This is a genomic window from Cellulosimicrobium sp. 4261, assembly GCF_040546915.1.
Taxonomy (GTDB): domain Bacteria; phylum Actinomycetota; class Actinomycetes; order Actinomycetales; family Cellulomonadaceae; genus Cellulosimicrobium; species Cellulosimicrobium cinnabarinum.
In genome coordinates this window covers 301,825-325,533 of record NZ_JBEPOQ010000001.1, presented here as the reverse complement: position 1 = coordinate 325,533, position 23,709 = coordinate 301,825, and the positions used below count along the sequence as shown (strand labels likewise).

The window sequence follows — 23,709 nt, the reverse complement described above, 5'->3', positions numbered from 1 at the left end:
AGCGGTGCCGAGGGTGGGCCCGACCACGATATCGGTCCCGGCGGGAGCAAGCGCTTGCATCGATCTGCTCACGATGCGGCACGGCGCCTCGCCAGGGTCCGTCCCGGCGTGGCAGCATCACCCGTCGTGGCAGGTATCGACGACGTCGCCCAGGCCGCCGGGGTGTCCACGGCGACCGTCTCGCGCGCCCTGCGCGGCCTGCCGAACGTCTCCGAGGCGACGCGCCTGCGGGTGCTCGCGGAGGCGGCGCGGCTCGGGTACGTGCCCACGCCGTCGGCGTCGTCCCTGGCGACGGGGCGGACCCGCACGATCGGCGTGCTGACCCCGTGGGTGAACCGGTGGTTCTTCGCCAACGTCATCGAGGGCGCCGAGCGCGCCCTGCGCGATCTCGGCTACGACGTGCTGCTCTACACGTTCGACGTCCGCCGCACGTCGTCGCGCCGCCGGGTCGACCCGAGCGTGCTGCGCCACCGCGTGGACGGGACGCTCGTCGTCGGGCTGCCGCTGGACGACGACGAGGTGCGCTCGCTCGTCGGGCTCGCGCGGCCGCTGGCGTTCGTGGGGTCGGGGCCGGCCGAGCAGGTGACGGTCCGGCTCGACGACGTCGCGACGGGGCGGGCGGCGACGCGCCACCTGCTCGACCTCGGGCACCGGGTGATCGGGCACGTGACCGGGGTCCCGGACCTGGTGTCGTCGTGGTCCCCGCCCGTGGAGCGCGCGCGAGGGTACGTGCGGGCGCTCGAGGAGGCGGGCGTCGTCGTGCAGCCGGACCTCGAGGTGAACGGCGACTTCGACGTCGCGGGCGGCCGCGAGTCGACCGCGGAGCTGCTGCGCCGTCGCCCGGACGTGACCGCGGTGTTCGCGGCGTCGGACGAGATGGCGATGGGCGCGATCCTCGCGGCGCGCGACCTGGGGCGGCGGGTGCCGGAGGACCTGTCGGTCGTGGGCGTGGACGGCCACGACCTCGGCGAGCTGGTCGGCCTGACCACGATCGCGCAGGACGCCTACCAGCAGGGTTTCGACGCCGCACTCCTGCTGCTCGACATGATCAACGGTGCCCCGGTGCCCGAGAGCCTGACGTATCCGACGGAGCTCGTCCGGCGCGGTTCGACGGCGCCGCTCGCCCCGAGCGCGTAGGCCCGGCCGCGTCCCCGGCCCGCGCCGGGACGCCTCGGCACGAGCACGGCGTGGGAGCGCGACCAGCCGCACGCGGCCGAGAGAGCGCGTACCCGGCCCGCGTGACGGAATCGTTACGCAAACTCACCTCTGCTGTGCTTGCACCCGCGGCATGCAACCGCTTGCATGGTGGGAGGGCGAGAGCGCACCCGCGCTCGCGACGTCGCGATGCGCCCGGTCCTCACCGGACCGGGGTGACGACGTCCGGACCCACGACGAGGTGGAGGCTGAGATGACCAGGACCACGAGGACCAGCGCGGCGCGTCGCCGCACGCTGGCGGTCGCCGCCGGCGGCGCGAGCCTCGCGCTCGTGCTCGGGGCGTGCAGCAGCGGGGGCGGCGGCGGGGGCGACGAGGAGTCGCCCAGCGCGGAGGTGGACTGCGCCGACTTCGAGCAGTACGGCGACCTGTCCGGCAAGACCGTCTCGGTCTACTCGACGATCGTCGACACCGAGGCCGAGCAGCAGCAGGCGTCGTACGAGCCGTTCGAGGAGTGCACGGGCGCCACGATCGACTACGAGGGCTCCAAGGAGTTCGAGGCCCAGCTCCCCGTCCGCATCCAGTCCGGCAGCGCGCCGGACATCGCGTACCTGCCGCAGCCCGGCCTCCTGCGCCGCATCGTCGCGGACTTCCCCGACGCGATCCAGCCGGTCGGCGACCAGGCCGCGGCCAACGTCGACCAGTACTACACCGAGTCCTGGAAGGAGTACGGCACCGTCGACGGCACGCTGTACGCGACGCCGCTCGGCGCGAACGTGAAGTCGTTCGTCTGGTACTCGCCGTCCATGTTCGAGGAGGCGGGCTACGAGGTCCCGACGACGTGGGACGAGCTCATGGAGCTCTCCGACCAGATCGTCGCCGACAACCCCGAGGGTGACGTCAAGCCCTGGTGCGCCGGCATCGCGTCCGGCGAGGCGACCGGCTGGCCGGCCACCGACTGGATGGAGGACGTCGTCCTGCGCACGGCGGGCCCCGAGGTCTACGACCAGTGGGTCAACCACGAGATCCCGTTCAACGACCCGCAGATCGCGACGGCCCTCGCCGCGGTCGGCGACGTGCTGAAGAACGAGGACTACGTCAACGGCGGCCTGGGCGACGTGAGCAGCATCGCGACGACCGAGTTCACCGAGGGCGGGTACCCGATCATCGACGGCCTGTGCTACATGCACCGCCAGGCCACGTTCTACCAGGCGAACTGGACGACCCTCGACCCCGACCTCGAGGTCGCCGAGGACGGCGACGTGTGGGCGTTCTACCTGCCGGGCGAGTCGGCCGACGACAAGCCGCTGCTCGGTGGCGGCGAGTTCGTCGCGGCGTTCAACGACCGTCCCGAGGTCCAGGCCTTCCACGCGTACCTGTCGAGCCCCGAGTGGTCCAACGCCAAGGCGAGCGTGACCCCGCAGGGCTGGATCAGCGCGAACAACGGTCTCGACCCCGAGCTGCTGCAGTCGCCGATGGACCAGCAGGCGTACGAGCTGCTCACGGACGAGAGCTACACGTTCCGCTTCGACGGCTCGGACATGATGCCCGCCGCCGTCGGCGCCGGCTCGTTCTGGTCCGAGATGACCGAGTGGATCGCGAGCGACAAGTCCGACCAGGCCGTGCTCGACGCCATCGAGGCGTCCTGGCCGACGTCCTGACCCGCGAGCGGCCCGGGGGCTGACGGCGCGGCGCGAGCCACGTCGTCAGGCCCCGGGCCCCGCGCGTCGACCCGGGGGCGGGTCGCCCGGGCAGGACCCGGGCGGCCCGCCCTCGGCGACCGTCCCTCGTCGTCCACCTCGTCGTCCCGGCCGCCGCCGGCCACCTCAGGAGCCTCACATGGACTGGTTGCTCGAACCCTCCGGGACGGGGGGCAAGCTCGCGGTGATGGTCGTCGCGATCCTGCTCTTCGTCGTCGTCATGGGTCTGATCCTCTTCCTCGTCGACCGGCCGAAGCGCGTGCCCGGCTGGGTCGTCGCGATCGCGTTCGCCGGGCCCGCGGTCGTCATGCTCGCGTTCGGCCTGCTGTACCCGGGGCTGCGCACCATCCGCGACTCGTTCTACAACCGCACGGGCTCCGCGTTCGTCGGGTTCGACAACTACGTCACCGCGTTCACGCGGGACGAGTTCCAGATCGTCCTGCGAAACACCGCGATCTGGGTCATCGTCGTCCCGCTCGTCTCGACGTTCCTCGGGCTGGTGTACGCGGTCGTCGTCGACCGGTCCCGCTTCGAGAAGCTCGCCAAGACCCTGATCTTCCTGCCCATGGCGATCTCCATGGTCGGCGCGGGCATCATCTGGAAGTTCATGTACGAGTACAAGCCGGCCAGCCAGCCGCAGATCGGCCTGTTCAACCAGGTCCTGGTGTGGCTCGGGCTGGAGCCGCAGCAGTTCCTGCTCAGCGCGCCGGCGAACACGTTCTTCCTCATCCTCGTGATGATCTGGATCCAGGCCGGGTTCGCCATGACGATCCTCGCCGCCGCGATCCGCGCCATCCCGGACGACATCGTCGAGGCGGCCCGGCTCGACGGCGTCGGCGGCATGCGGATGTTCCGCTACATCACGGTGCCGAGCATCCGCCCGGCCCTCGTGGTCGTCCTCACGACGATCGCCATCGGCACGCTCAAGGTCTTCGACATCGTCCGCACGATGACGGGCGGCCGGTTCGAGACGTCGGTCGTGGCGAACGAGTTCTACACGCAGGCGCTGCGCCAGGGCGAGCAGGGCCTGGGCGCCGCGCTCGCCGTCATCCTCTTCGTGCTCGTCATCCCGATCATCGTGTACAACGTGCGGCAGCTGAAGCAGGCGGAGGAGATCCGATGAGCACCCCACTGTCCGCCTCCGTGCCCGACGCCCCGCTCGTCGACGAGACCGTCGAGGAGGGCAGCGGCCAGGGCATCGTCGCCGGCCTCGACGCGCGCGCCGACAAGGTGCGCCGCAAGGTCTCCTCGCGGCCCGCGTCGATCATCGCGATCGTGCTCGCCGTCCTGTGGACGATCCCGACGTTCGGGCTCCTCGTCACGTCGTTCCGGCCACCGCGCGAGATCCGCCGGTCGGGGTGGTGGGAGGCGTTCGCGAACCCGGAGTTCACGGTCGACAACTACACCGACGCGCTGTTCGGCGGCTCGACGAGCTTCGCGACGTACTTCGTCAACTCCCTCGTCATCACGCTGCCCGCGGTGATCATCCCGATCACGCTCGCGTCGCTCGCCGCGTACGCGTTCGCGTGGGTGAACTTCAAGGGCCGCAACCTGCTGTTCGTCGCGGTCTTCGCCCTCCAGATCGTGCCCATCCAGGTCACGCTCGTCCCGTTGCTCACGCAGTACGTGGACTGGGGCATCGACGGCTCGTTCTGGCCCGTCTGGCTGTCGCACTCGATCTTCGCGCTGCCGCTCGCGATCTTCCTGCTGCACAACTTCATGAAGGACATCCCGCGCGAGCTCGTCGAGGCCGCCCGGGTCGACGGCGCGGGGCACGTGAAGATCTTCTTCCAGGTCCTCATGCCGCTCCTCGTCCCCGCCATCGCGGCGTTCGGCATCTTCCAGTTCCTCTGGGTGTGGAACGACCTGCTCGTCGCGCTGACGTTCGCGTCCGGCCAGGACACCGCACCCATCACGGTGCGGCTCGCCGAGCTGTCCGGCTCGCGCGGCGCGAGCTGGCACCTGCTCCCGGCGGGCGCCTTCATCTCCATGGTCGTGCCCGTGGTCGTGTTCCTGGCGCTCCAGCGGTACTTCGTGCGCGGCCTGCTCGCCGGCTCGGTCAAGGGCTGACGCCGGCCGCACCGAGCCCGAGGCGGCGGCTCGTCCCGCACTGCGGGCGGGCCGCCGTCGCACGTCCGGCGTGCGACGTCCCCGAGCGGGCGCGGTCGTAGAGTCGGTCGGTGCCCACCCGAACCGCCGCCCTCGACCGCGTCCCGGCACCGGCGCTGTTCGTCGTCTCGGGCCTCACGCAGTACCTGGGCGCGGCGATCGCCGTCGGGCTGTTCGCCGTCGCCGGGGCGGTCGAGGTGGGGTGGCTGCGCATCGCCGCGTCCGCGCTGCTCCTGCTCGCCTGGCGCCGCCCGTGGCGGCGACGGTGGACGCGGCACGACCTCGCGTGGGCCGCGGTCTTCGGGGTCGCGCTCGCGGCGATGAACCTCGCCTTCTACGTCGCGATCGACCACCTCCCGCTCGGGACCGCCGTCGCGATCGAGTTCCTCGGCCCGGTCGCCGTGGCCGCGGTCACGGGCAGCGGCTGGCGCGAGCGCGGCGCCATCGCCGTCGCGGCGGCCGGGGTCGTGCTCCTCGCCGGCGTGACGGTCGCGTCCGACCTCCCGCGCGACGACGCCGTGCTCGGCCTCGCGGCGATCGGCGTGGCCGCGGCGTGCTGGGCCGCGTACATCGTGCTCGGCCGCCGGGTCGCCGTCGGCGGCTCGGGGGTCACGTCGCTCGCGGTCGGGATGACCGTGGGCGCGCTCGCGTTCGCGCCGTTCCTCGCGCCGGCCGCCGTCCCGGTGCTCGGCGACTGGCGGCACGCCGTGGCCGTCGCGGGGATCGCGCTGTTCTCGTCCGTCGTGCCCTACGCGCTCGAGCAGGTGATCCTGCGCCGCGTCAGCGCGGCGACGTTCTCGGTGCTCCTCGCGCTGCTCCCGGCGACGGCGGCCGTGGTGGGCGCCGTCGTGCTGCGGCAGGTCCCGAGCCCCCTGGAGCTGGTCGGCCTCGTGCTCGTCTCCGGGGCGATCGCCATGACCGCCGCGCGGACGGGGACGAGCACGCGTGGGGAGCCGGACGACGTCGCGCCGACCGACCCCCCGCCCGCCTGAGCGGGCCGGGACCTCAGAGGTACTGGCCCGGGGAGGGACGGCCGTCGTGCTCGTCCGGGCGCGGCTGCTGCCCCGGCATCCCGCCGGGCGCGCCGGGGCCCATGGGCGGCAGCGAGCCGGGCGGCAGGGCGCGGCGCATCTGCGAGAGCTGCGCCTGCGCGGCCATCTGCTGCGCGACGAGCGCCGTCTGGATGCCGTGGAACAGCCCTTCGAGCCAGCCCACGAGCTGCGCCTGCGCGACGCGCAGCTCCGCGTCGGTCGGGACGCTGTCGTCCGAGAACGGCAGCGTGATGCGGTGCAGCTCCTCGACGAGATCCGGCGAGAGGCCCTCCTCGAGCTCCGTGAGGGACCGCTCGTGGATCTCCGCGAGCCGCGAGCGCGCTGCCTCGTCGAGCGGGGCGTCGCGCACCTCGTCGAGGAGCTTCTTGATCATGCCGCCGATGCGCATGACCTTCGCCGGCTCCTCGATGACGGTCGCCGGGTTGCGGTCGGGGTCGGTCGAGTCGTCGCTCTCGACGACGCTCACCCCGGTGCCGTCGGGCATGACCACGGTGGAACGGCCGGGCTCGTCGTCGCCCTGCGCGGTCGTCGCGGGGTCGGGAGCGGTGGGCTCGTCGGGACGGGGGTCGCGCGGTTCGTCAGCCATGGGTCCAGTCTTGCGCGTGCCACCCCCGCGCGCACCGACGGGCGCCCCCGCCGTCACGGGACGAGCAGCACCTTGCCGAACACCTCGCCCGAGTCGAGCAGCTCGTGGGCGCGCGCCGCCTCGTCGAGCGGCAGCCGTGCGTGCACGACCGGCCGCACCCGGCCGTCCTCCACGAGGGGCCAGACGTGCGTCAGCACCTCGTGCACGATGCGCGCCTTCTCCTGCGGCGGTCGGGCCCGCAGCGTCGTCCCCGCCACCGTGGCCCGTCGGGCGAGGAGGAGCCCGAGGTCCAGCTCCGCGCGTCGTCCCTTCTGCATGCCGATGACGACGAGGCGCCCGCCCGTGGCGAGGACCTCGAGGTTGCGCGGCAGGTAGGCGGCGCCGACGACGTCCAGCACCACGTCCGCGCCGTGGCCGCCCGACGCGTCCCGCACCGCGGCGACGAAGTCCTCCGCGCGGTGGTCGACGGCGAGGCTCGCCCCGAGCGCGAGGCACCGGTCGGCGCGTTCTCGGCCGCCCGCGGTCACGGCGACGTGCGCCCCGAGCGCCGCCCCGAGCTGGATGCCCACCGTCCCGACGCCGCCCGAGCCGCCGTGCACGAGCAGCCACTCGCCGGGCGCCAGACGGCCGACGTCGACCACGTTGCTCCACACGGTGCACACGGCCTCCGGGAGCGCGGCCGCGTCCACGAGGTCGACCCCGTCGGGGACCGGGAGCACCTGCGTCGCGCGCACCCGCACCTGCTCCGCGTATCCGCCGCCGTCGAGCAGCGCGACGACGCGGTCGCCGACCGACCAGCCCGACACCGCGTCCCCCACGCGGGCGACCGTGCCCGAGACCTCGAGGCCCGGCCAGTCGGGTGCGCCGGGCGGCGCAGGGTAGGATCCAGCGCGTTGTAGCAGGTCAGCGCGGTTCACGCCAGCGGAAGCGACGTCGACCACGAGCTCGTCCGGCCCAGGGGTCTGGTCAGGGAGCGTGGAAACCGTTAGTTTCTCAGGGCCACCGGGGCCCGTTATCGTGACGCCTCGCACATCGCCGAGACTACGCGGACGGCCCGGGAGGCGCCGGTTCGCCGACGGGGGGCACCGCGGGACGAGGGCGATTGTTCGCGTTCCTCGCGGATTAGGTGTCCGGGAGATGTGCACCGATAGTTAGTACGCACGACCGGGGAGCGAGCCCGGGAGGCGCCGCTGCCACGCGCGTCGACCATGCCGCCGAACGGGTGGACCAGGTGATGGAGGCAGGTTCGTATGCTCCGCAGGTTGAGCGTCCGCGGGAAGATCCTTGCGGCACTCGCGGTGCCCGTCCTCGTCCTCTTCGCCGCCGCGGCGATCATCTCGGCGCAGGCCATCGGGACCGCGCGCGACGCGAGCCAGACGAGCGCGCTCGTCGCGGCGCTCGCGGCGCAGGACGCGGCCGGGACGGAGATCGCGGCCGAGCGCACGTACTCGTTCCTCGACGCCAACAGCACGCGCGACACGGCCGAGGAGGCCGAGGCGCAGATGATGGCGCAGCGCGAGAAGACCGACCGCGCGCTCGACGCGCGCGACCGCGCGTACGAGCGGCTCGACACGTCGGCGCTCGACCCCCGCGTGCGCAAGGCGGTGGCCGACACGATCGGTGACCGGTCCGAGCTCACCGGTGTCCGCCAGGCGATCGACCGCTCCGGCCTCGGCCAGCTGCAGCGCAACTCGATGTACGGCGACCTCATCGACGCGGCGCTGGACGTGCCGCGCACGCTCGCGGACACCACCCCCGACCGCAGCCTCGCGCAGTACCTCGACACCTACGTGCTGCTCGACGAGCTGCTCGCGCAGCAGGCGCTCGAGCAGCCGCTGGCCGGAGCGGTGCTCCAGGCCGCGCAGGCGGGCCAGCAGAACACCGTCACCAACCAGCAGGCCGCCGTCCTCGTCACCACCGGAGACACGCTCGCCGCCCGCGCGCGGGCCGCGGTCCGCCAGCTGCCGGGGGAGTTCCGCCTCGAGACCCCGACGGCGACCTACAACCAGATCCGGCAGAACCTCATCGGGTCCCGCCCGGCCGCCACGCCGCCCAGCCAGGCGGCGCAGTGGCCGACGCTCTCGCAGGAGGACCGCGACCAGACCGCCCCCGTGCGCGACGCCGTGCGCACCGAGACCGCGGAGAAGGCCTCGGACCTCGCCGGGGCCGCCACGACCCGCGCCGTGATCACCATCCTCGTGACGCTCGCCGCGGTCGTCGCCTCGATCCTCGTGGCGGGCTTCATCGCGCGCGCGATCGTCAACCCGCTGCGGCGCCTCACCGACGCCGCCGAGGACGTCCGTGAGCAGCTTCCGAAGCTCGTCGAGCAGGTCGCCGTCCCGGGCCAGGGCCCGGGCATCGACCTCGCGCCGATCACCGTCGAGTCCAGCGACGAGGTCGGCCAGCTCGCGACCGCGTTCAACGACGTGAACCAGACCACGATCAAGGTCGCCCGCGAGCAGGCCGCGCTCCGTGGCTCGATCGCCGAGATGTTCGTCAACGTGGCCCGCCGCGACCAGGTGCTCCTCAACCGCCAGCTCGCGTTCCTCGACGACCTCGAGCGCTCCGAGGAGGACGCGGGCACGCTGTCCAACCTCTTCCGCCTCGACCACCTCGCGACCCGGATGCGCCGCAACGCCGAGTCCCTGCTCGTGCTCGCCGGGATCGACTCGGGCCGTCGCGTGCGCCAGCCCATGCCGGCCTCCGACGTCATCCGCACCGCGTCCTCCGAGATCGAGCTGTACGACCGCGTGCGCCTCAACCTCGTCGTCGACCCGCTCATGCTGGGGCACAACGCGCTCAACGCCGCGCACCTGCTCGCCGAGCTCCTCGAGAACGCGACGATGTTCTCGGAGCCGCACACGCCCGTCGAGGTCACCACGGGCCGCGACGCGGACTTCGTGCACATCACGGTCCGCGACCACGGTCTGGGCATGACGGCCGAGGAGATCGCGGAGGCGAACCGGAAGGTCGCGACGCACGCGGCCTCGGACGTCGTCGGCGCCCAGCGCCTGGGTCTGTTCGTGGTCGGTCGTCTCGCGGAGCGCCTCGGCGCCAAGGTCCGCTTCAGCGCGGGGGGTGACGAGCAGGGCACCGAGGTGGTCGTGTCCTTCCCGGCGGTCCTCTTCGTCCCGGACTCGAACGTCCCGCTCCCGCAGCCGACGGACCCGCTGGAGACGCGCACCCAGGCCGCGGCGCAGCAGCTGACGAGCACGGGCGTGATGCCCGCGCTCCCCGCCGAGCCCGCCGCTCCCGCACCCGTCCCGACGGCGTCCGTCGCGGCCGTGGAGCCCGAGGCGCCCGCCGGTGTGCCCGTCGACCTGGACGCGCTCACCGACGGCACCACGCAGACCGGCATGCCGCGTCGCCGCTCCCGCACGGTCGACCCGGCGGCGGCCGCGCCCAGCGCGTCGTTCGCGTCGGGCCCGCAGACGGGCGCCATCGTGCTCCCGCCGCTCGCGACCCCGGCGCTCCCGGACGAGCTGCCCGCGGGGGACGAGGCCTGGACCCCGCCCGCGGAGGTGGCCCCCGCGACGTCGGCGCTGCCGAGCCGCTCCCGTGCCGCCGCGACCCCGGTCGAGCCCGTCTCGGCCGAGATCCCGGTGCTCGACGTCAGCACCCGCAGCGCGCTCTTCTCGAGCTTCCGCCCCGTGGGCGAGCGGCCGGTCACCGAGAACCCGGTCGAGCTCCCGGTCGCGCCGGACGTCACGGCGACCGACATCCCGCTGGTGAGCGACGTGCCGACGGCCGAGGCCGCCGTCCACCACGAGGTCGACTGGACCCCGTCGGAGGTCGCGGAGCAGTCGGCCGCCCCGGGCGCGGCCACGGGCACGGAGCAGGCCTGGGCGCCCGAGCAGGGCTGGGCCCCGCAGCAGCCCGCCGAGCAGACGTGGACGCCGCAGCAGCCCGCCGAGCAGACGTGGACGCCGCAGCAGCCCGCCGAGCAGACGTGGACGCCGCAGCAGCCCGCCGAGCAGGCCTGGGAGCCTGAGCCTGCGCAGGAGACCGCGTCCGCGGGCTGGGCGCCGTCGTCGTTCGCCGACGAGCCGCTCGACGCGACCCGCGTCGTCCCACCCGTGGCGGCGCAGCCCGAGCAGCCCGCGGCCGAGCACGCACCGCTCGCCGACCGGAGCCAGGCCGCGACCGAGGTCCGGCCCGTGGCGCCCTCCGCCCCGGAGCAGACGGACGTCCCGGTCGTGGCCGAGGGACGTGCCGCGGACCGCGCCGAGGAGATCCCCGCCGAGCTCTCGTTCGAAGCGCTGCCACGCTTCGAGGAGCTCATGGCCGACCTCCCGACGCGCCGGTCGCTGCGCGAGAGCCAGGCACGCAAGCGCGGTCTCTTCGGTCGCCGCCCGCGGACGACGGCCACGCCGCAGGCGACGCGACCGGCAGGCCCCTCGGCCGAGGCGCTCGCCTCGCGCCCGGCCGGGTCGACGTCGGCACCGGCGTCGTCCGCGCCCGTCGCGCCCAACCCTGCGTCGCCTGCGCCCGCAGCGCCCGCCCCGGTCCAGCCGGCGCCCGCGCCGCAGGAGCCGGGCGCGCCGGCACGCACGTCCGCGTTCGCGCCGCGCGCCGACCTGCCCGCCGCGCCGACGCCGTCCTTCGCCCCCGAGGCGCCGGCGGATCCGGTGCAGGAGACGCGCAGCCTTCCGCCGGTGCAGGACGCGCCGTTCCGCGCCGTCGACCGGTCGTCCGCGCCGGAGCCTGCGGCGGCTGCCGCGTCGGCGTGGGCACCGGCGGAGTCGCGCCCCGAGCCGGCCCCCGCGGCCGCGTGGGACGCCGCTCCCGCCGGGGAGACGGCGTCGGGCTACGGGCCGCCGAGCCCGCTCGCCCGGCGCCCGGTCGCGGAGTCCCTCGAGCCGCTGGACGCGGGGTACGTGTCCGACTCGGTCGAGGCGCGGTCGGACTGGATGGCGTCGGCGGTGCTGTACGAGGAGATGTCCACCCTGCTGCAGGGCAGCACCGATTTCCAGGAAGCGACCTTGGCGGACCCGAACGACGGCATCTACCAGCCGCTCAAGGTCGACGCCGCGGCGTCGGGCCTCGCGCGACGCTCGCGCGGCGAGGAGCGCGACGGGTACGTCGACCGCTTCACGGCGCGGATCGACCGCGACCCGGAGCAGCTCCGGGCGCGCCTGTCGGCGTTCCAGTCGGCGACCGCCCGCGGGCGTGTCGAGGGGCAGGACGAGACGAGTTCGACGTGGAACCCCGAGGCCATGGATTATGTCCCTGATTCAGCGCCGCAGGCGCGGTGACGACATGCCGTCTGCGGCAACTGACGAGGAGGAACAGTGAACGCGCTCAGCACCGAGGCCACGAACTTCGGGTGGCTGCTCGACAACTTCGTGCGGACCGTACCGGGCAGCCGGCACACGCTCGTGGTGTCGGCGGACGGCCTGCTCATGGCGATGTCCGACCAGCTCGACCGGACGAGCGGTGACCAGCTCGCCGCGATCGTCTCGGGCATGTCGAGCCTGACCCGCGGTGCGGCCCGCCAGCTCAACGGCGGGAACGTCCGGCAGGCCATCATCGAGATGGACAACGGGTTCCTGTTCCTCATGAACGTGTCGAACGGCTCCGTCCTGGGCGTGGTGGCCGAGGCGAACTGCGACATCGGCCTCATCGGCTACGAGATGGCGCTCCTCGTCTCGCGCACGGAGGCAACCCTGACGCCGCAGCTCATCTCGGAGATGCGGGGTAGCCTTCCGGTCGACGGTGCGACCCGAACCCCGGTGGGATGAGGACTGATCGATGACGAACGTACCTTTCGGCAGCATGGGAGCCCACGACGGGTACGAGGCGGCGACCGTCCGCCCGTACGCGGTGACGGGTGGTCGCGTGCGGTCCGCCACGTCCGACCTCCCGCTCGAGGCGCTCGTCGAGGTCATGCCGGGCGCCGTGAACAGCTTCGGGCTGCCGCCCGAGAAGCGCTCGATCCTCCAGCACGCCGCGCACACGTACGTCTCGATCGCCGAGCTCTCCGCGCTCCTGCGCCTGCCGCTCGGGGTGACGAAGGTGCTCGTCGCGGACCTGCAGGAGGACAACTACATCACCGTCCACACGTCGACCCCGCTCAACGTCCACACGGGTCACGGCAGCAACCACTCGGGTCTGTCCCTGAGCGTCTTGGAGAGTGTTCTCAATGGCATTTCCACCCTCTGACGGCTCGGGGAGCGGGTCGCAGGCAGGGCAGCCGTCCGGGGCGAGCGGGGGTGCGCCCGGCGGTCAGCCGGCGCTGCGCCAGACGGCGTGGGCTCCGGTGAGCGCCCCCGTCGGCGTGCCGACCCAGGCGGCTCCGGCGGCGACGCCCCAGCAGCCGGCCGCGGCCCAGCCCGTCGCTCCGGCGACGCCGCAGCAGCCGGCCGCACCGCAGCCCGCGACGGCTCCGGCAGCACCGCAGCCGGTCGCCCCGGCTCCGGCTGCCGCCCAGCCCGTCCCCGCTGCCACCACCCGACCTGCACCGGCGCCCGTCGCGCAGGCCGCCCAGCCGCGCACCGCGCCGCAGCCCCTGGCCGCCGCGCAGCCCGCGGCGCCCGCGCAGCAGGCACCGGCGCAGCCCGCGACTCCGGTGCAGCAGGCCGCGCCCGCGCGGCCGGTCGCGGCGGCGCCCGTGGCGCAGCCCGCCGCGGCGGCGCAGCCCGGTGGCGCGGCGGCGGCGTCCCGGACCGCGCCGACGGTGGTCAAGATCGTCGTCGCGGGCGGCTTCGCCGTCGGCAAGACGACGTTCATCGGCTCGATCTCCGACGTGGAGCCGCTCAACACCGAGGCCGCGATGACGGAGCACTCGGTGGGCGTCGACGACGCGGGTGGCGTGTCCGACCGCAAGACGACGACGACCGTCGCGATGGACTTCGGTCGCGTGTCGCTCCCGGGCAACCTGTGGCTCTACCTGTTCGGCACGCCCGGCCAGGACCGCTTCCTCTTCATGTGGGACGACCTGGTCCGTGGCGCGATCGGCGCCGTCGTGCTCGTCGACACCGACCGCCTCGAGCAGTGCTTCCCGGCGATCGACTACTTCGAGTCGCGCAACATCCCGTTCGTCGTGGGCGTCAACTGCTTCGACGGCGTGGCCAAGCACAAGCTCGAGGACGTCCGCGAGGCGCTCCAGATCCCGCCGCACGTGCCGATGCTCTACACGGACGCGCGCTCGCGCGCGGCGACGAAGCAGACGCTCATCGCGCTCGTCCAGCTCGCGATGCGCCAGCTCCGCGGGGCGGCCTGACCACTCCCGCACCCCGCGCCACGGCACGACGGCGGGCCGCCCTCCACGGGTCGGCCCGCCGTCGTCGTGCACGGGCGGGGCGTGCCACAATGGCTCGCCGGGAGGGCTGACAGAGCGGCCTAATGTGACGGTCTTGAAAACCGTTGTGCGGCAACGCACCGGGGGTTCGAATCCCTCGCCCTCCGCCAAGCGTGCCGTCAGGCCGGGTCGGGAGCCGCGCTCCGTCCCGGCCTGACGCGCGCCGGGCGCAGCGCTGCCGGCGCGTGCGCGGGCACCCGCGGGTGCCGCGGTGCCACCGGGTCCAGCGCGACGTACGCAGCGCCGAGCGGCGGGCGAGCGTCCTCGTCCCCCGCGTTGGGCCAGAGCGCACAGGCCCGCTCCGCGAGCGCCGTGATCGTGAGAGACGGGTTCACCCCGAGGTTCGCGCTCACGGCGGACCCGTCCATCACGTGCAGGCCCGGCTGACCGTGGACGCGGTGGTACGGGTCGATCACGCCCGTCTGCGGCGAGGTGCCGATCGCGCACCCGCCGAGGATGTGAGCCGTCATCGGGACGTCGAAGGGCTCGCCGACGGTCCCTCCCGGCATGCCGCCCATGCGCCGGGCCATGCGCCGTGCGGCGTCGTTCCCGGCGGGGATCCAGGTCGGGTTGGGCGCGCCGTGTCCCTGGCGGGAGGTGAGGACCCTGCGGCCGAGGAGCCCTCGCCGTAGTGAGGTCGTGAGCGAGTTGTCGTGGCTCTGCATGACGAGCGCGATGATCGTCCGCGACGACCAGTCGCGCAGGTCGGCCATCGCCGGCAGGTCCCGACGTCGGCGCCACAGCTCCCGCAGCCAGGTGCGCCACCTGCCCGGGCCACCGTCCGTGAGGACGGTCTGGAGCAGCCCCATGGCGCCCGACCCCTTCCCGTACCGCACGGGCTCGACGTGGGTCCGGGTGTCCGGGTAGAACGACGACGTGATGGCGACGCCGCGCGAGTAGTCGGGCGCGTCGGGCCGCCGCCGGTGGTCCCGACGCCGGACCGTGGCGCCGAGCAGGGCCTCGGAGTTGGTGCGCGTGAGATGTCCCAGTCGCTCGGAGACTCCCGGCAGGCGTCCCGAGTCCCGCATGGCGTGGAGGAGTCTCTGCGTGCCCAGCGCTCCCGCGGAGAGCACGACGTGGCGTGCCGTGTAGCGCTGCCGTCCTGCCCAGGGCCGCCCTGAGCGGTGGGCGAGGACCTCGTGCAGGACGCCGCCCGCGCCGTCGGGCACGGAACGGACCTCGGTGACGGTCGTGAGCGGCAGGACCTGGGCGCCACCGGCCTCGGCGAGATAGAGGTAGTTCTTCACGAGCGTGTTCTTCGCCCCGACCCGGCACCCCGTCATGCACGCGCCGCACTCGGTGCAACCGCGTCGCTCGGGCCCGGCTCCGCCGAAGTAGGGATCGGGGGCGGTGACGCCCGGCTCCGGTGTCCCGCCTCGGCCGAAGAACACACCGACCGGCGCTCTGACGAAGGTGTCGCCCACCCCGGTCTCGCGGGCCACGTCCTCCATGACGTCGTCCGCGGGGGTACGTCCGGGGTAGGTGGTGACGCCGAGCATCCGGCGCGCCTGGTCGTACCAGGGCGCCAGCTCGGCCCGCCAGTCGGCGACGTCGGCCCAGGCGGGGTCCGTGAAGAAGTCGTCGAGCGGCTCGTACAGCGTGTTCGCGTACACGAGGCTGCCTCCGCCGACACCGGCGCCGGCGAGGACGAGCACGTCGCGGAGGCGGTGGATGCGCTGGATCCCGAAGCATCCGAGGGCGGGAGCCCAGAGGAACGACCGGAGACGCCACGACGTGCGGGGCAGCTCCTCGTCGGTGAAGCGGCGGCCCGCCTCGAGGACCCCGACGCGATAGCCCTTCTCGGTGAGGCGCAGGGCGGTGACGCTCCCGCCGAACCCCGAGCCGACGATCAGCACGTCGAAGTCGGTCGGGACGTGCGGGCCTCCGCGCCCGGGTGCGTCGGCGGGGGCGGTGCGGGGGACGTCGGCGGCCATGGGCAGACGGTACGTCACGACGGCGCGGGGCTCTGGCCGGGCGTTCCGGGACCTTCGGCGAGTGCCGGGCCCGGGGCGGTACGGGATCATGGCGTCGTGACGCCTGAGCCCTCCCCGGCCGACGAAGCCGGTCTCGAACCCGTCGACCTCATCCGCCGGTCGGGCACCGTGCTGCGGATCGGTCGTCTCGCGCTGTCCGCGGGCACCGGCAGCTACCGCGTGAAGTCGCACATGACGCGCGCCGCCCGGGCGCTCGGCCTGGACCGCATCGCCGCGCACGTGACGCTCACGGAGATCACCGCGACGTCGTACCGGGGGCCGATCTTCCGCACGGAGCTCACCGAGGTGCGCTCCATCGGGATCAACGCCGACCGGCTCGCGCAGCTCGAGCGCTTCTCGGCCACGCTGCCGGCCGGGGCCGACCTCGACGAGGTCGACGCCGAGCTCGACCGGATCGCGCGGCGCGAGCCGCTCTACGGAGCGTTCCTCAACGCGCTGTGGGCGGGGATCGCGTGCGCCGCGTTCGCGTTCCTCAACCACGGCGGGCTCGTCGAGTGCGGCGCGGTGCTCGTCGCGGCGGCGCTCGGGCAGGGCGTGCGGCGCGCGATGCTCCACCGCGGCATCAACCAGTTCGGGGTGACGATGCTCGCGGCCGCGGTCGCGAGCGTCGCGTACCTGGGGCTCGTGCTGGCGCTCTCCGCGCTCGCGGGGGTCGAGGGCGGGCACGAGGCGGGGTACGTCTCGGCGGTGCTGTTCCTCGTGCCCGGGTTCGCGCTCGTGACGGGCGCGCTCGACCTCGCGAAGCTCGACTTCTCCGCGGGCGTCGCGCGCGTGACGTACGCGCTGATGATCCTCGCGTCGGCGGCGCTGGCGGTGTGGGGCGTCTCCGCCGCCGCGGGGCTCGCCCCGGACCCGGTGCCGCCGCCGGTCCTCGCGGAGCCCGTGCTGCTCGGCCTGCGGGCGGTCGCGAGCTTCCTCGGCGTGCTCGGCTTCGCGCTGATGTTCAACAGCCCCTGGGCGATGGCGCTCGGGGCGGCCTCGATCGGGATGGTCGCCAACGTGGGGCGTCTGCTCCTCGTCGACGCCGACGTCGTCCCGCAGGCGGCCGCCGCGGCGGCGGCGCTGCTCGTGGGGCTCCTCGCGGCGACGGTGGCGCCCGCGCTGCGCGTCCCCCGCATCACGGTGTCCGTCCCGGCCGTGGTCATCATGGTCCCCGGCGTCACGGCGTACCGGGCGGTGTACGAGTTCAACACCGGGGCGACGGCGCAGGCCCTCGCCTACGCCGTGGAGGCGGGCCTGGTGATCGTCGCTCTCGCCATCGGGCTCGCCGTCGCGCGGATGCTCACGGATCGCGAGTGGACGTTCGAGCGGTAGGAGGGGACGCCGTCGGGCCGGCGGTTTGGTCTGGTGGCGACGCCCTTGTACCCTGGGCGACGCAGGCTCTCCGCAGAGCCCTGCGAGGAGACGTCGCATAGTCAGGTCTAGTGCGCCACCCTGCTAAGGTGGTAACGGGGCAACCCGTTCGAGGGTTCAAATCCCTCCGTCTCCGCTCAGGAAGGTCTCGGTGTGCACGCACCCGGGGCCTTTTCTGTTGTCCGGGACCGTGCGGCCTGCACCGCCCGACGCGCGGGCGGGGCGGCCGGGCTCGTGGTCGAGCCCCTGCCGCCCCGGTACCGCCACCGGCACTCTGGTGCCCTCGGCGTCGTCCCCCTACGCCGTGCCGGTCGTCGCGAGCGCCGACCGCACGACGAACCGCGACGCCCCCGCACCGGCGAGCACGAGCGCGGACGCGCCCAGCACGCACAGGAGGAACTGCAGCGCGACGCTCGCGTTCGTGAAGGCGTTGATGCCGAGGACGGGCACCATGAACAGCAGCACGGCGGCGGTCGCGACGCCCACGCTCACGGCGAGCGGCACGAGCGTCTCGCGGAAGCGCGCCCGGTCGAGCGTCCGCAGGTCGGTGCCCGCGAGGACGAGCGTGCGGTACTCGCCGCGCTGGTCGATGACCCGGCCCGCCTGCATGACGCCCGTCGAGACGGCGGCAAGGACGCCCGCGATGGCGAGGGTGAGGAAGCCGCCCGTCTTGATGTCGACGAGGAACTGGGCCTCCGCGGGGTCGGACGCCATGCCCGGGTCGAAGAGCGCGAAGATGCTCGCGAGACCCGCGATGAAGGTCGCGAGCGCGACCCCGCCCACGGACCGCCACGCGGTCTTCGGGTTGTCCACGATGCGCCGCCCGGCGAGCAGCGTGGGCACGCGGCGTGCGGAGCCGGCGGTGATCCTGCCGACGACCCAGATGACGAACGGCCCGACGAGGTTGAGCGTCGCGAAGCCGATCAGCAGGATGACGACCACGACGGTGATCCCGACCGCGGCCGAGCCGAACGACAGGTTGGTCGCGACGATCATCGCGACGGCCGCGAGCCCGGTCGCGAGCAGGCGCACCGCCTTGAGGCCCGGGGGAGTGACGCGCGCGGCGACGCCGAGCGGCGTGATCGCGACGCGCCGGAGGCTGACGAGCGCCGACACGAGCGCGACCGCGACCACGAGCACCACGGCGCCCAGCAGGGCGGGCACGCCGACCCACAGCTCGCCGAGGTCGAACGTGCGGCCCTGGAACCGCAGCTGCGCGACGAGCGGCAGGAGGGCGCCGTAGCCGACCAGGCCGACGAGCGCCCCCGTGACGGCCTGGGCGGCGGCGTCGAGCACGGTGAGCGACGTGACCTGGCCGGTCGTGGCCCCCGCGAGCCTGAGCGCCGCCAGGCGCGCGTCGCGGCGCGCGACGGCGAGCCGCGCGGCCGCCCCACCGAGCGTGACGAGCGGGATGAGCAGCAGGAGCGAGGCGATGCCGGCGAAGATCGGGTACTGCGTGTCGTACGACGTGACGGCCGCGTCCACGCCCTCCTGCATGCCCTCGATGCCGCCGGCACGACCGAGGAACGCCCCGAACCCGCCCACGACGACGAGCAGGATCGCGGTGGTCGTGGCGAACGCGATGACGGCGAGCACGTTGGTCAGGCCCTGCGGGTCGCGCTCGTCGGCGCTGCGGCGGCGCAGGAGCCACCAGAGGTCGACGGTCCTCATCGGGCGCTCTCCTGACCGGGGGCGGCCGGGGCCGCGACGTCGTGGCCGGGTGCGAAGAACTCGCCGGAGACGAGCCCGTCGCGCATCGTCACCGTGCGCGAGCAGTGCCGCGCGACCCCGGCGTCGTGGGTCACGACGACGAGCGCGGCGCCCGAGTCGCGGGTCGCGCGCGTGAGGACGTCGAGCACCTCGGCGCCGGTCGACTGGTCGAGGGCGCCCGTCGGCTCGTCGGCGAAGACGACGCCCGGCGACCCGACGAGGGCGCGCGCGATCGCGACGCGCTGGGCCTGCCCGCCGGAGAGCTCGCCCGGCCGGCGCTGCTCCATCCCGGCGAGGCCGAGGTGCGCGAGCCAGCGGGCGGCGACCGCGGTGGCCTCCGCGCGGGCCGTGCCGGCGAGCATGAGCGGCAGCGCCGCGTTCTCGACGGCGGGCAGCTCGGGCAGGAGCTGTCCGGACTGGAAGACGAAGCCGAAGTCCTGGCGCCGCAGGATCGTGCGCCGCGCCTCCGAGAGCGTCGTGACGTCCTCGCCGCGCCACGACACCGAGCCGGACGACGGCGTGATGATACCCGCGAGGCAGTGCAGGAGGGTCGTCTTGCCGGACCCGGACGGGCCCATGATGGCGAGCGACTCGCCGGGGTGCACCGTGAGGCTCACGCCCGCGAGGGCGTGCGTCGCGGTCTGGGCGGAGCCGTAGACCTTGGTGAGCGCGCTCGCGACGAGGGGCGAGCCGCCGGGGACGGGAGTGGGGCCGGTGAACGTCATGCGTCGATCGTCCGCCGCGGCGGGGCGCCGCCGCGTCGGGCTGGGGACGGGACGTCGTCGGGCCCGGGTCCGACCGTGGGGGGACCGCGCGGCGCGGCCCGTGCGGCGACGGTCGGACGGCGTGGCGTCCGTCACGCCGCGGCCTCCGGGCCCGGATCCGGTTTGGGATCAGGGCGAGGAGGCGGTAGTGTTCTCGACGGCCGGTGAGCGATCAACGGCCGGCACGACCAGCGCCCGTAGCTCAACGGATAGAGCATCTGACTACGGATCAGAAGGTTGGGGGTTCGAATCCCTCCGGGCGCACAGCGGAACGGCCTCACCCGACGGGTGGGGCCGTTCGTCGTTTCCCGCGCGTCTCGTGACGCCGCGGCCGGGCGACCTGCCCTCCCGGTTTTCGCACGGTCGTGCTACGTTCGCCGGGTGACCAAGGGCGACGACACGCGGCAGGCGATCCTGCACCGCGGCGTGGAGGCCGCGTACCGCGTGGGCCTGGCGGGCCTGACGATCGGTGAGCTCGCGCGCGCCACGGGCATGTCGAAGAGCGGGCTCTACGCGCACTTCCGCTCGAAGGAGTCGCTCCAGCTCGCGGTGCTCGACCAGGCGCGCGCGGAGTTCGTCGACACGGTCGTCGCGCCGGCGCTGCGCACGCCCCGGGGCGAGCGCCGCCTGCGCGAGCTGTTCGAGCGGTGGCTCGTGTGCGACCTGCGGCAGCAGCCCGGCGGCTGCCTGTTCGTCAAGGCGGCGACGGAGCTCGCCGCCCAGGAGGGGCCGGTCCGGGACCAGCTCGTGCGCGACCACCAGGACCTGTACGACGCCGTCGCGCAGGTCTACCGGACGTGCGTCGCCGAGAGCGGCTTCCGCGACGACGTGGATCCGCAGCAGTTCGCGTCGGAGCTCTACGGGGTGATGCTCGCGCTGCACCACGCGCACGTCTTCATGGCCGACCCGTCGGCCGAGGACCGCGCGCGCCGCGCGTTCGCGGCTCTCCTCGACGCGTCGCGCGCGCCCGTCCCGGTCGCCTGAGCGCCCGCCCGCACCTGACCGCATCCCTACGGAGAGGACCCGCGTGACCGCCTCGCGAGCCGAGAAAAGCACGACCGTTCGTCTGGACCGACGGCGCGCCGCGCGCCGTCGCAAGGCCGCGGCCCGCCTCGCGCTCGTGCGCGCCCGGTTCGCGGTGCTCCAGACGGTGTCGCCCCGGCGCGCCGCGCGGCTCGCGCTCGACCTGTGGTGCACCCCGCCCGACGGCGCGGGTCGCCGCCGGGACGACCGCGCCGTCGCCGGTGCGCTGAGCACCGTGACGACGTCGTCCGGTGCGCGGGTCGTCGTCGAGTCGTGGGACCCGCACGCCTCCGCGGACGACGCGCCCGTCGGGGCCGCGGGACACGGGACGGGGGCCGGTGTCGTCTACCTCGCGCACGGGTGGGGCGGCCGGCGCGGCCAGCTCGGGGCGTTCGTCGAGCCGCTGCGCGCCGCGGGCCACCGTGTCGTCGCGTTCGACGCACCGAGCCACGGCGACTCCGGGCCCGGCCGCCTCGGTCCGCGGCGGAGCACGATGCCCGAGCTCGCGGACGCCCTCGCCGCCGTGGTGCGCGAGCACGGGGAGGCGACGGCCGTCGTCGCGCACTCGCTCGGCACGGCGACGACGGTGCTCGCGGTGCGCGACGGCCTGCCCGCGGGACGCCTCGTGCTCGTCGCGGCGATCGCCGACGTCCTCGGCCAGCTCGACGGGTTCGCCGACCTGCTGGGCCTGTCGCGGCCGACGCGCGCGCTCCTCCAGAGCCGGCTCTCCGACCTCGCCGGGCGCCCGCTGCCCGAGCTCGACGTGCGGGACACGCTGCGCACGCACCGGGTGCCGCCGGCGCTCGTCGTGCACGACCGCGCCGACAAGGAGGTGCCGTACCCCGTCGGCGCCGCGCTCGCGGCGGCCTGGCCCGAGGGCGAGCTGCTCACGACCGAGGGGCTCGGGCACCACCGGCTGCTGCGCGACCCCGACGTCGTGCGGGCGGTCGTCGAGTACGTGGCCCCGCCCGTCACCCGTTCCGGGCCGACGCCCGCCGTCAGGCCGGCGGCCGGTAGCCGGTGACCTGCGTGAGCGCGCGCGCCCGGTTCGAGCGCGCGAGCATCACGCAGCCCGGCACGAACGCGCCGAGCAGGAGCGGCCCGGCGACGAGCATCGCGGCCCACGTCAGCAGGGCGAGGTAACCGGCGGCGGAGTTGTTCGACGGGTCGCTGTCGGCGTAGGCGAGCAGGCCGATGCTCAGCGCGCCCGCGGCGACCATGAGGACGACCGGGACCCAGATGAGCACCCAGGCCGTGCGCCGGTACCGCGGCGTGAAGGCGGCCGCGGGCGGCACGGGCGACGGCGCGTACCCCGGGGCCGGGTGCCCAGGGGGCGGCGGATACCCGGGGCGCGGCGGGAAGGCGGGCTGCGTGCCCGGTGGGGGACCGCCGTACGGGGACCCGTGCCGCGGGTCGTGCGGGGGGAAGGGCGGCGGGGAGGTCACCCCTCCTGGATATCAGGCGTGCGGGGCCCGTGCGCGGACCGTCCGTCGGCGTGCTGCGTGTCGGCGGGGCCCGGTAGCGTCGGGCCATGCCGTCGGACAAGGTCGACCTCAAGGCGTCCCACCGCGAGCTCTACGCGCCGCCCCGCGGCCGGTTCGTCGAGGTGGACGTCCCGACGCTCGCCTACCTCGCCGTCGACGGCGAGGGGGACCCCAACACGGCGCCGGCCTACGGGCAGGCGGTCGAGGCGCTGTTCTCCCTCTCCTACGCCGTGAAGTTCGCGAGCAAGCGCGCGGGGCGGGACTACGTCGTCGGGCCGCTCGAGGGGCTGTGGACGGCCGACGACCCGGGCACGTTCGTGCGTCGCGAGAAGGGCGCGTGGCGGTGGACCCTCCTCGTCCTCCAGCCCGACTGGGTGGACGAGGACACGGTGGTCGCCGCCACGGAGACGCTCCGGGCGAAGAAGGAGCCCCCGGCCGCGCTCGACCTGGTGCGCCGCACGAGCCTCACGGAGGGGCGGTCGGTGCAGACGCTGCACGTCGGCCCGTACGACGACGAGGGCCCGGTGCTCGCGGAGCTGCACGACGTCTACCTCCCCGAGCACGGGCTGACGTTCGCCGGGCCGCACCACGAGATCTACCTGAGCGACGTCCGGCGCACGGACCCCGCGAAGCTGCGCACCGTGCTCCGTCAGCCGGTCCGCCCGGTCTGACCCCCGGCCCGTCCGGCGACTCCAGGATCGACCTGGCCGCCGCGCGCGGCCCGACGCCGCGACGTCAGGGCGCGACGTCAGGGCGCGACGTCAGGCTGCGGCTCGCCGCCGCGCCCAGGCGAGGTCGGTCGCGTCGAGCACGTCGGCGAGACGGCGGCCCGCGAGGCCGCGCGCCCAGGTGGGGGACGCGCCGTCGGGCACGGCCTCCTGGAGCACCCACTCGCGCACGCCGAGGCGGCGCAGGTGCGTGCCGAGCGCGAGGAGCTCGGTGCGCGAGTGCACGCTCGGGTCGACGGTCGTGCGCACCTCGTGGTCGACGCCCGAGCGCAGGATCACGGCCAGCGCCTCGAACGCGCGGCGCCCGGACGGGATCGTGCCCGTCACGACGGGGTAGCGGGACGGCAGGTGCTTGATGTCCAGGCCGACCCAGTCGACGAACGGCAGGAGCCGGGCGAGCCGCGCGGGCCACGGTCCGGCCGTGTGGAGCCCGACGTCGAGGCCGAGGCCCCGCACGTCGTCGATCGCGCCGAGCAGCCCCGGGTGCAGGGTGGGCTCGCCGCCCGAGAACACGACGCCGTCGAGCAGACGGCGGCGCGGCGCGAGGAACGCGACGACCTCGGACCAGGGGACCGTGTCCTGCGGGGGCGCGCCGCCGGGCGCGGCGACCGCGCACAGGCCCGGGTGGTGGCAGTAGCCGCAGCGCCACGGGCAGCCCTGGGTGAGGACGGTGGCGACCCGTCGGCCGGGCCAGTCCGTGACGGACAGCCGGTCCAGTCCGGCGACCACGAGGCCGGGGCGGGTCATCGGCG

Annotated in this window: 20 protein-coding genes and 3 tRNA genes; 16 read left to right on the top strand and 7 right to left on the bottom strand. The window is 74.4% G+C overall.

Features of this window, described 5'->3' with window-relative positions; translation table 11 throughout:
- Positions 1 to 108 precede the first annotated feature (108 nt).
- The 5 genes from ABIE39_RS01460 to ABIE39_RS01440 all read left to right on the top strand — a co-directional run bounded on the left by ABIE39_RS01460 (position 109) and on the right by ABIE39_RS01440 (position 5,955).
- A complete protein-coding gene (locus tag ABIE39_RS01460) occupies positions 109 to 1,137 on the top strand; it encodes a LacI family DNA-binding transcriptional regulator (RefSeq protein WP_255436925.1) in 1,029 nt (342 codons plus the stop codon).
- Between the two features lie 271 nt (positions 1,138 to 1,408).
- Positions 1,409 to 2,815, top strand: coding sequence for an ABC transporter substrate-binding protein (locus tag ABIE39_RS01455; protein ID WP_085386685.1), 1,407 nt, complete (start codon positions 1,409 to 1,411; stop codon positions 2,813 to 2,815).
- Between the two features lie 178 nt (positions 2,816 to 2,993).
- Positions 2,994 to 3,977, top strand: a complete 984-nt coding sequence (locus ABIE39_RS01450) for a carbohydrate ABC transporter permease (RefSeq protein ID WP_074805176.1) — start codon at positions 2,994 to 2,996, stop codon at positions 3,975 to 3,977.
- Positions 3,974 to 4,924, top strand: a complete 951-nt coding sequence (locus ABIE39_RS01445) for a carbohydrate ABC transporter permease (protein WP_074805179.1) — start codon at positions 3,974 to 3,976, stop codon at positions 4,922 to 4,924. The genes ABIE39_RS01450 and ABIE39_RS01445 overlap by 4 nt, the downstream gene beginning before the upstream one ends.
- Positions 4,925 to 5,034: 110 nt before the next feature.
- A complete protein-coding gene (locus ABIE39_RS01440) occupies positions 5,035 to 5,955 on the top strand; it encodes an EamA family transporter (RefSeq protein ID WP_175007466.1) in 921 nt (306 codons plus the stop codon).
- A gap of 13 nt (positions 5,956 to 5,968) precedes the next feature.
- Here the strand turns inward: ABIE39_RS01440 and ABIE39_RS01435 are convergent, their stop codons facing one another.
- Both ABIE39_RS01435 and ABIE39_RS01430 read right to left on the bottom strand, forming a co-directional pair.
- Positions 5,969 to 6,601, bottom strand: a complete 633-nt coding sequence (locus tag ABIE39_RS01435; RefSeq protein WP_175007467.1) for a proteasome activator — start codon at positions 6,599 to 6,601, stop codon at positions 5,969 to 5,971.
- Positions 6,602 to 6,654: 53 nt separating this feature from the next.
- A complete protein-coding gene (locus tag ABIE39_RS01430; RefSeq protein WP_175007468.1) occupies positions 6,655 to 7,632 on the bottom strand; it encodes an NAD(P)H-quinone oxidoreductase in 978 nt (325 codons plus the stop codon).
- 231 nt (positions 7,633 to 7,863) lie between these two features.
- On the opposite strand from ABIE39_RS01430, the gene ABIE39_RS01425 reads away from it, so the two are divergent.
- From ABIE39_RS01425 to ABIE39_RS01405, 5 genes are all read left to right on the top strand, one after another.
- Positions 7,864 to 11,856, top strand: coding sequence for a sensor histidine kinase (locus ABIE39_RS01425; RefSeq protein WP_354050088.1), 3,993 nt, complete (start codon positions 7,864 to 7,866; stop codon positions 11,854 to 11,856).
- A 36-nt stretch (positions 11,857 to 11,892) separates the two neighbouring features.
- Positions 11,893 to 12,342: a roadblock/LC7 domain-containing protein gene (locus tag ABIE39_RS01420; RefSeq protein WP_021483502.1), complete on the top strand. Its 450-nt coding sequence runs from the start codon at positions 11,893 to 11,895 to the stop codon at positions 12,340 to 12,342.
- 34 nt (positions 12,343 to 12,376) lie between these two features.
- Positions 12,377 to 12,763, top strand: a complete 387-nt coding sequence (locus tag ABIE39_RS01415; protein ID WP_031317001.1) for a DUF742 domain-containing protein — start codon at positions 12,377 to 12,379, stop codon at positions 12,761 to 12,763.
- Between the two features lie 448 nt (positions 12,764 to 13,211).
- On the top strand, positions 13,212 to 13,823 hold the full coding sequence (locus tag ABIE39_RS01410; protein WP_175007765.1) for an ATP/GTP-binding protein: 612 nt from the start codon (positions 13,212 to 13,214) through the stop codon (positions 13,821 to 13,823).
- A gap of 100 nt (positions 13,824 to 13,923) precedes the next feature.
- A tRNA-Ser gene (locus tag ABIE39_RS01405) sits at positions 13,924 to 14,011 on the top strand.
- Between the two features lie 9 nt (positions 14,012 to 14,020).
- Here ABIE39_RS01405 and ABIE39_RS01400 read toward each other — a convergent pair.
- Positions 14,021 to 15,835, bottom strand: a complete 1,815-nt coding sequence (locus tag ABIE39_RS01400; protein ID WP_354050086.1) for a GMC oxidoreductase — start codon at positions 15,833 to 15,835, stop codon at positions 14,021 to 14,023.
- Between the two features lie 96 nt (positions 15,836 to 15,931).
- On the opposite strand from ABIE39_RS01400, the gene ABIE39_RS01395 reads away from it, so the two are divergent.
- Together ABIE39_RS01395 and ABIE39_RS01390 are read left to right on the top strand one after the other, a co-directional pair.
- On the top strand, positions 15,932 to 17,209 hold the full coding sequence (locus tag ABIE39_RS01395; protein ID WP_175007471.1) for a threonine/serine exporter family protein: 1,278 nt from the start codon (positions 15,932 to 15,934) through the stop codon (positions 17,207 to 17,209).
- A gap of 86 nt (positions 17,210 to 17,295) precedes the next feature.
- Positions 17,296 to 17,384 (top strand) — tRNA-Ser (locus tag ABIE39_RS01390).
- A gap of 161 nt (positions 17,385 to 17,545) precedes the next feature.
- Here ABIE39_RS01390 and ABIE39_RS01385 read toward each other — a convergent pair.
- Positions 17,546 to 18,919, bottom strand: coding sequence for a hypothetical protein (locus ABIE39_RS01385; protein WP_043657548.1), 1,374 nt, complete (start codon positions 18,917 to 18,919; stop codon positions 17,546 to 17,548).
- Positions 18,916 to 19,683 (bottom strand): ABC transporter ATP-binding protein, encoded by a 768-nt coding sequence (locus ABIE39_RS01380; RefSeq protein ID WP_051028386.1) that lies wholly within the window; start codon positions 19,681 to 19,683, stop codon positions 18,916 to 18,918. Before ABIE39_RS01380 ends, ABIE39_RS01385 begins: the two co-directional genes overlap by 4 nt.
- 230 nt (positions 19,684 to 19,913) lie before the next feature.
- On the opposite strand from ABIE39_RS01380, the gene ABIE39_RS01375 reads away from it, so the two are divergent.
- From ABIE39_RS01375 to ABIE39_RS01365, 3 genes are all read left to right on the top strand, one after another.
- A tRNA-Arg gene (locus ABIE39_RS01375) sits at positions 19,914 to 19,986 on the top strand.
- A gap of 117 nt (positions 19,987 to 20,103) precedes the next feature.
- Positions 20,104 to 20,706 (top strand): TetR/AcrR family transcriptional regulator, encoded by a 603-nt coding sequence (locus ABIE39_RS01370; protein ID WP_074805208.1) that lies wholly within the window; start codon positions 20,104 to 20,106, stop codon positions 20,704 to 20,706.
- 43 nt (positions 20,707 to 20,749) lie between these two features.
- Positions 20,750 to 21,769, top strand: a complete 1,020-nt coding sequence (locus ABIE39_RS01365; protein WP_354050084.1) for an alpha/beta fold hydrolase — start codon at positions 20,750 to 20,752, stop codon at positions 21,767 to 21,769.
- On the opposite strand, the gene ABIE39_RS01360 is transcribed toward ABIE39_RS01365, so the two are convergent.
- Positions 21,744 to 22,040 carry a hypothetical protein gene (locus tag ABIE39_RS01360; protein WP_175007473.1) on the bottom strand — a complete coding sequence of 99 codons (297 nt, stop codon included), beginning with the start codon at positions 22,038 to 22,040 and terminating at the stop codon, positions 21,744 to 21,746. The genes ABIE39_RS01365 and ABIE39_RS01360 overlap by 26 nt on opposite strands.
- Positions 22,041 to 22,276: 236 nt before the next feature.
- Here ABIE39_RS01360 and ABIE39_RS01355 point away from each other — a divergent pair, with 236 nt between their 5' ends.
- Positions 22,277 to 22,900 (top strand): GyrI-like domain-containing protein, encoded by a 624-nt coding sequence (locus ABIE39_RS01355; protein ID WP_175007474.1) that lies wholly within the window; start codon positions 22,277 to 22,279, stop codon positions 22,898 to 22,900.
- A gap of 90 nt (positions 22,901 to 22,990) precedes the next feature.
- Here the strand turns inward: ABIE39_RS01355 and ABIE39_RS01350 are convergent, their stop codons facing one another.
- Entirely contained in the window at positions 22,991 to 23,704 is a 714-nt protein-coding gene (locus ABIE39_RS01350) for an anaerobic ribonucleoside-triphosphate reductase activating protein (RefSeq protein WP_074805217.1), read from the bottom strand.
- Between the last annotated feature and the right edge of the window lie 5 nt (positions 23,705 to 23,709).

Excerpts from the sequence above, each read along its gene's own strand:
- ABIE39_RS01385 (WP_043657548.1), bottom strand. The coding sequence starts at position 18,919 with ATGAGGACCGTCGACCTCTGGTGGCTCCTGCGCCGCCGCAGCGCCGAC.
- ABIE39_RS01400 (WP_354050086.1), bottom strand. The coding sequence starts at position 15,835 with ATGGCCGCCGACGTCCCCCGCACCGCCCCCGCCGACGCACCCGGGCGC.
- ABIE39_RS01350 (WP_074805217.1), bottom strand. The coding sequence starts at position 23,704 with ATGACCCGCCCCGGCCTCGTGGTCGCCGGACTGGACCGGCTGTCCGTC.
- ABIE39_RS01415 (WP_031317001.1), top strand. The coding sequence starts at position 12,377 with ATGGGAGCCCACGACGGGTACGAGGCGGCGACCGTCCGCCCGTACGCG.
- ABIE39_RS01450 (WP_074805176.1), top strand. The coding sequence starts at position 2,994 with ATGGACTGGTTGCTCGAACCCTCCGGGACGGGGGGCAAGCTCGCGGTG.
- ABIE39_RS01435 (WP_175007467.1), bottom strand. The coding sequence starts at position 6,601 with ATGGCTGACGAACCGCGCGACCCCCGTCCCGACGAGCCCACCGCTCCC.
- ABIE39_RS01455 (WP_085386685.1), top strand. The coding sequence starts at position 1,409 with ATGACCAGGACCACGAGGACCAGCGCGGCGCGTCGCCGCACGCTGGCG.
- ABIE39_RS01445 (WP_074805179.1), top strand. The coding sequence starts at position 3,974 with ATGAGCACCCCACTGTCCGCCTCCGTGCCCGACGCCCCGCTCGTCGAC.
- ABIE39_RS01380 (WP_051028386.1), bottom strand. The coding sequence starts at position 19,683 with ATGACGTTCACCGGCCCCACTCCCGTCCCCGGCGGCTCGCCCCTCGTC.
- ABIE39_RS01355 (WP_175007474.1), top strand. The coding sequence starts at position 22,277 with ATGCCGTCGGACAAGGTCGACCTCAAGGCGTCCCACCGCGAGCTCTAC.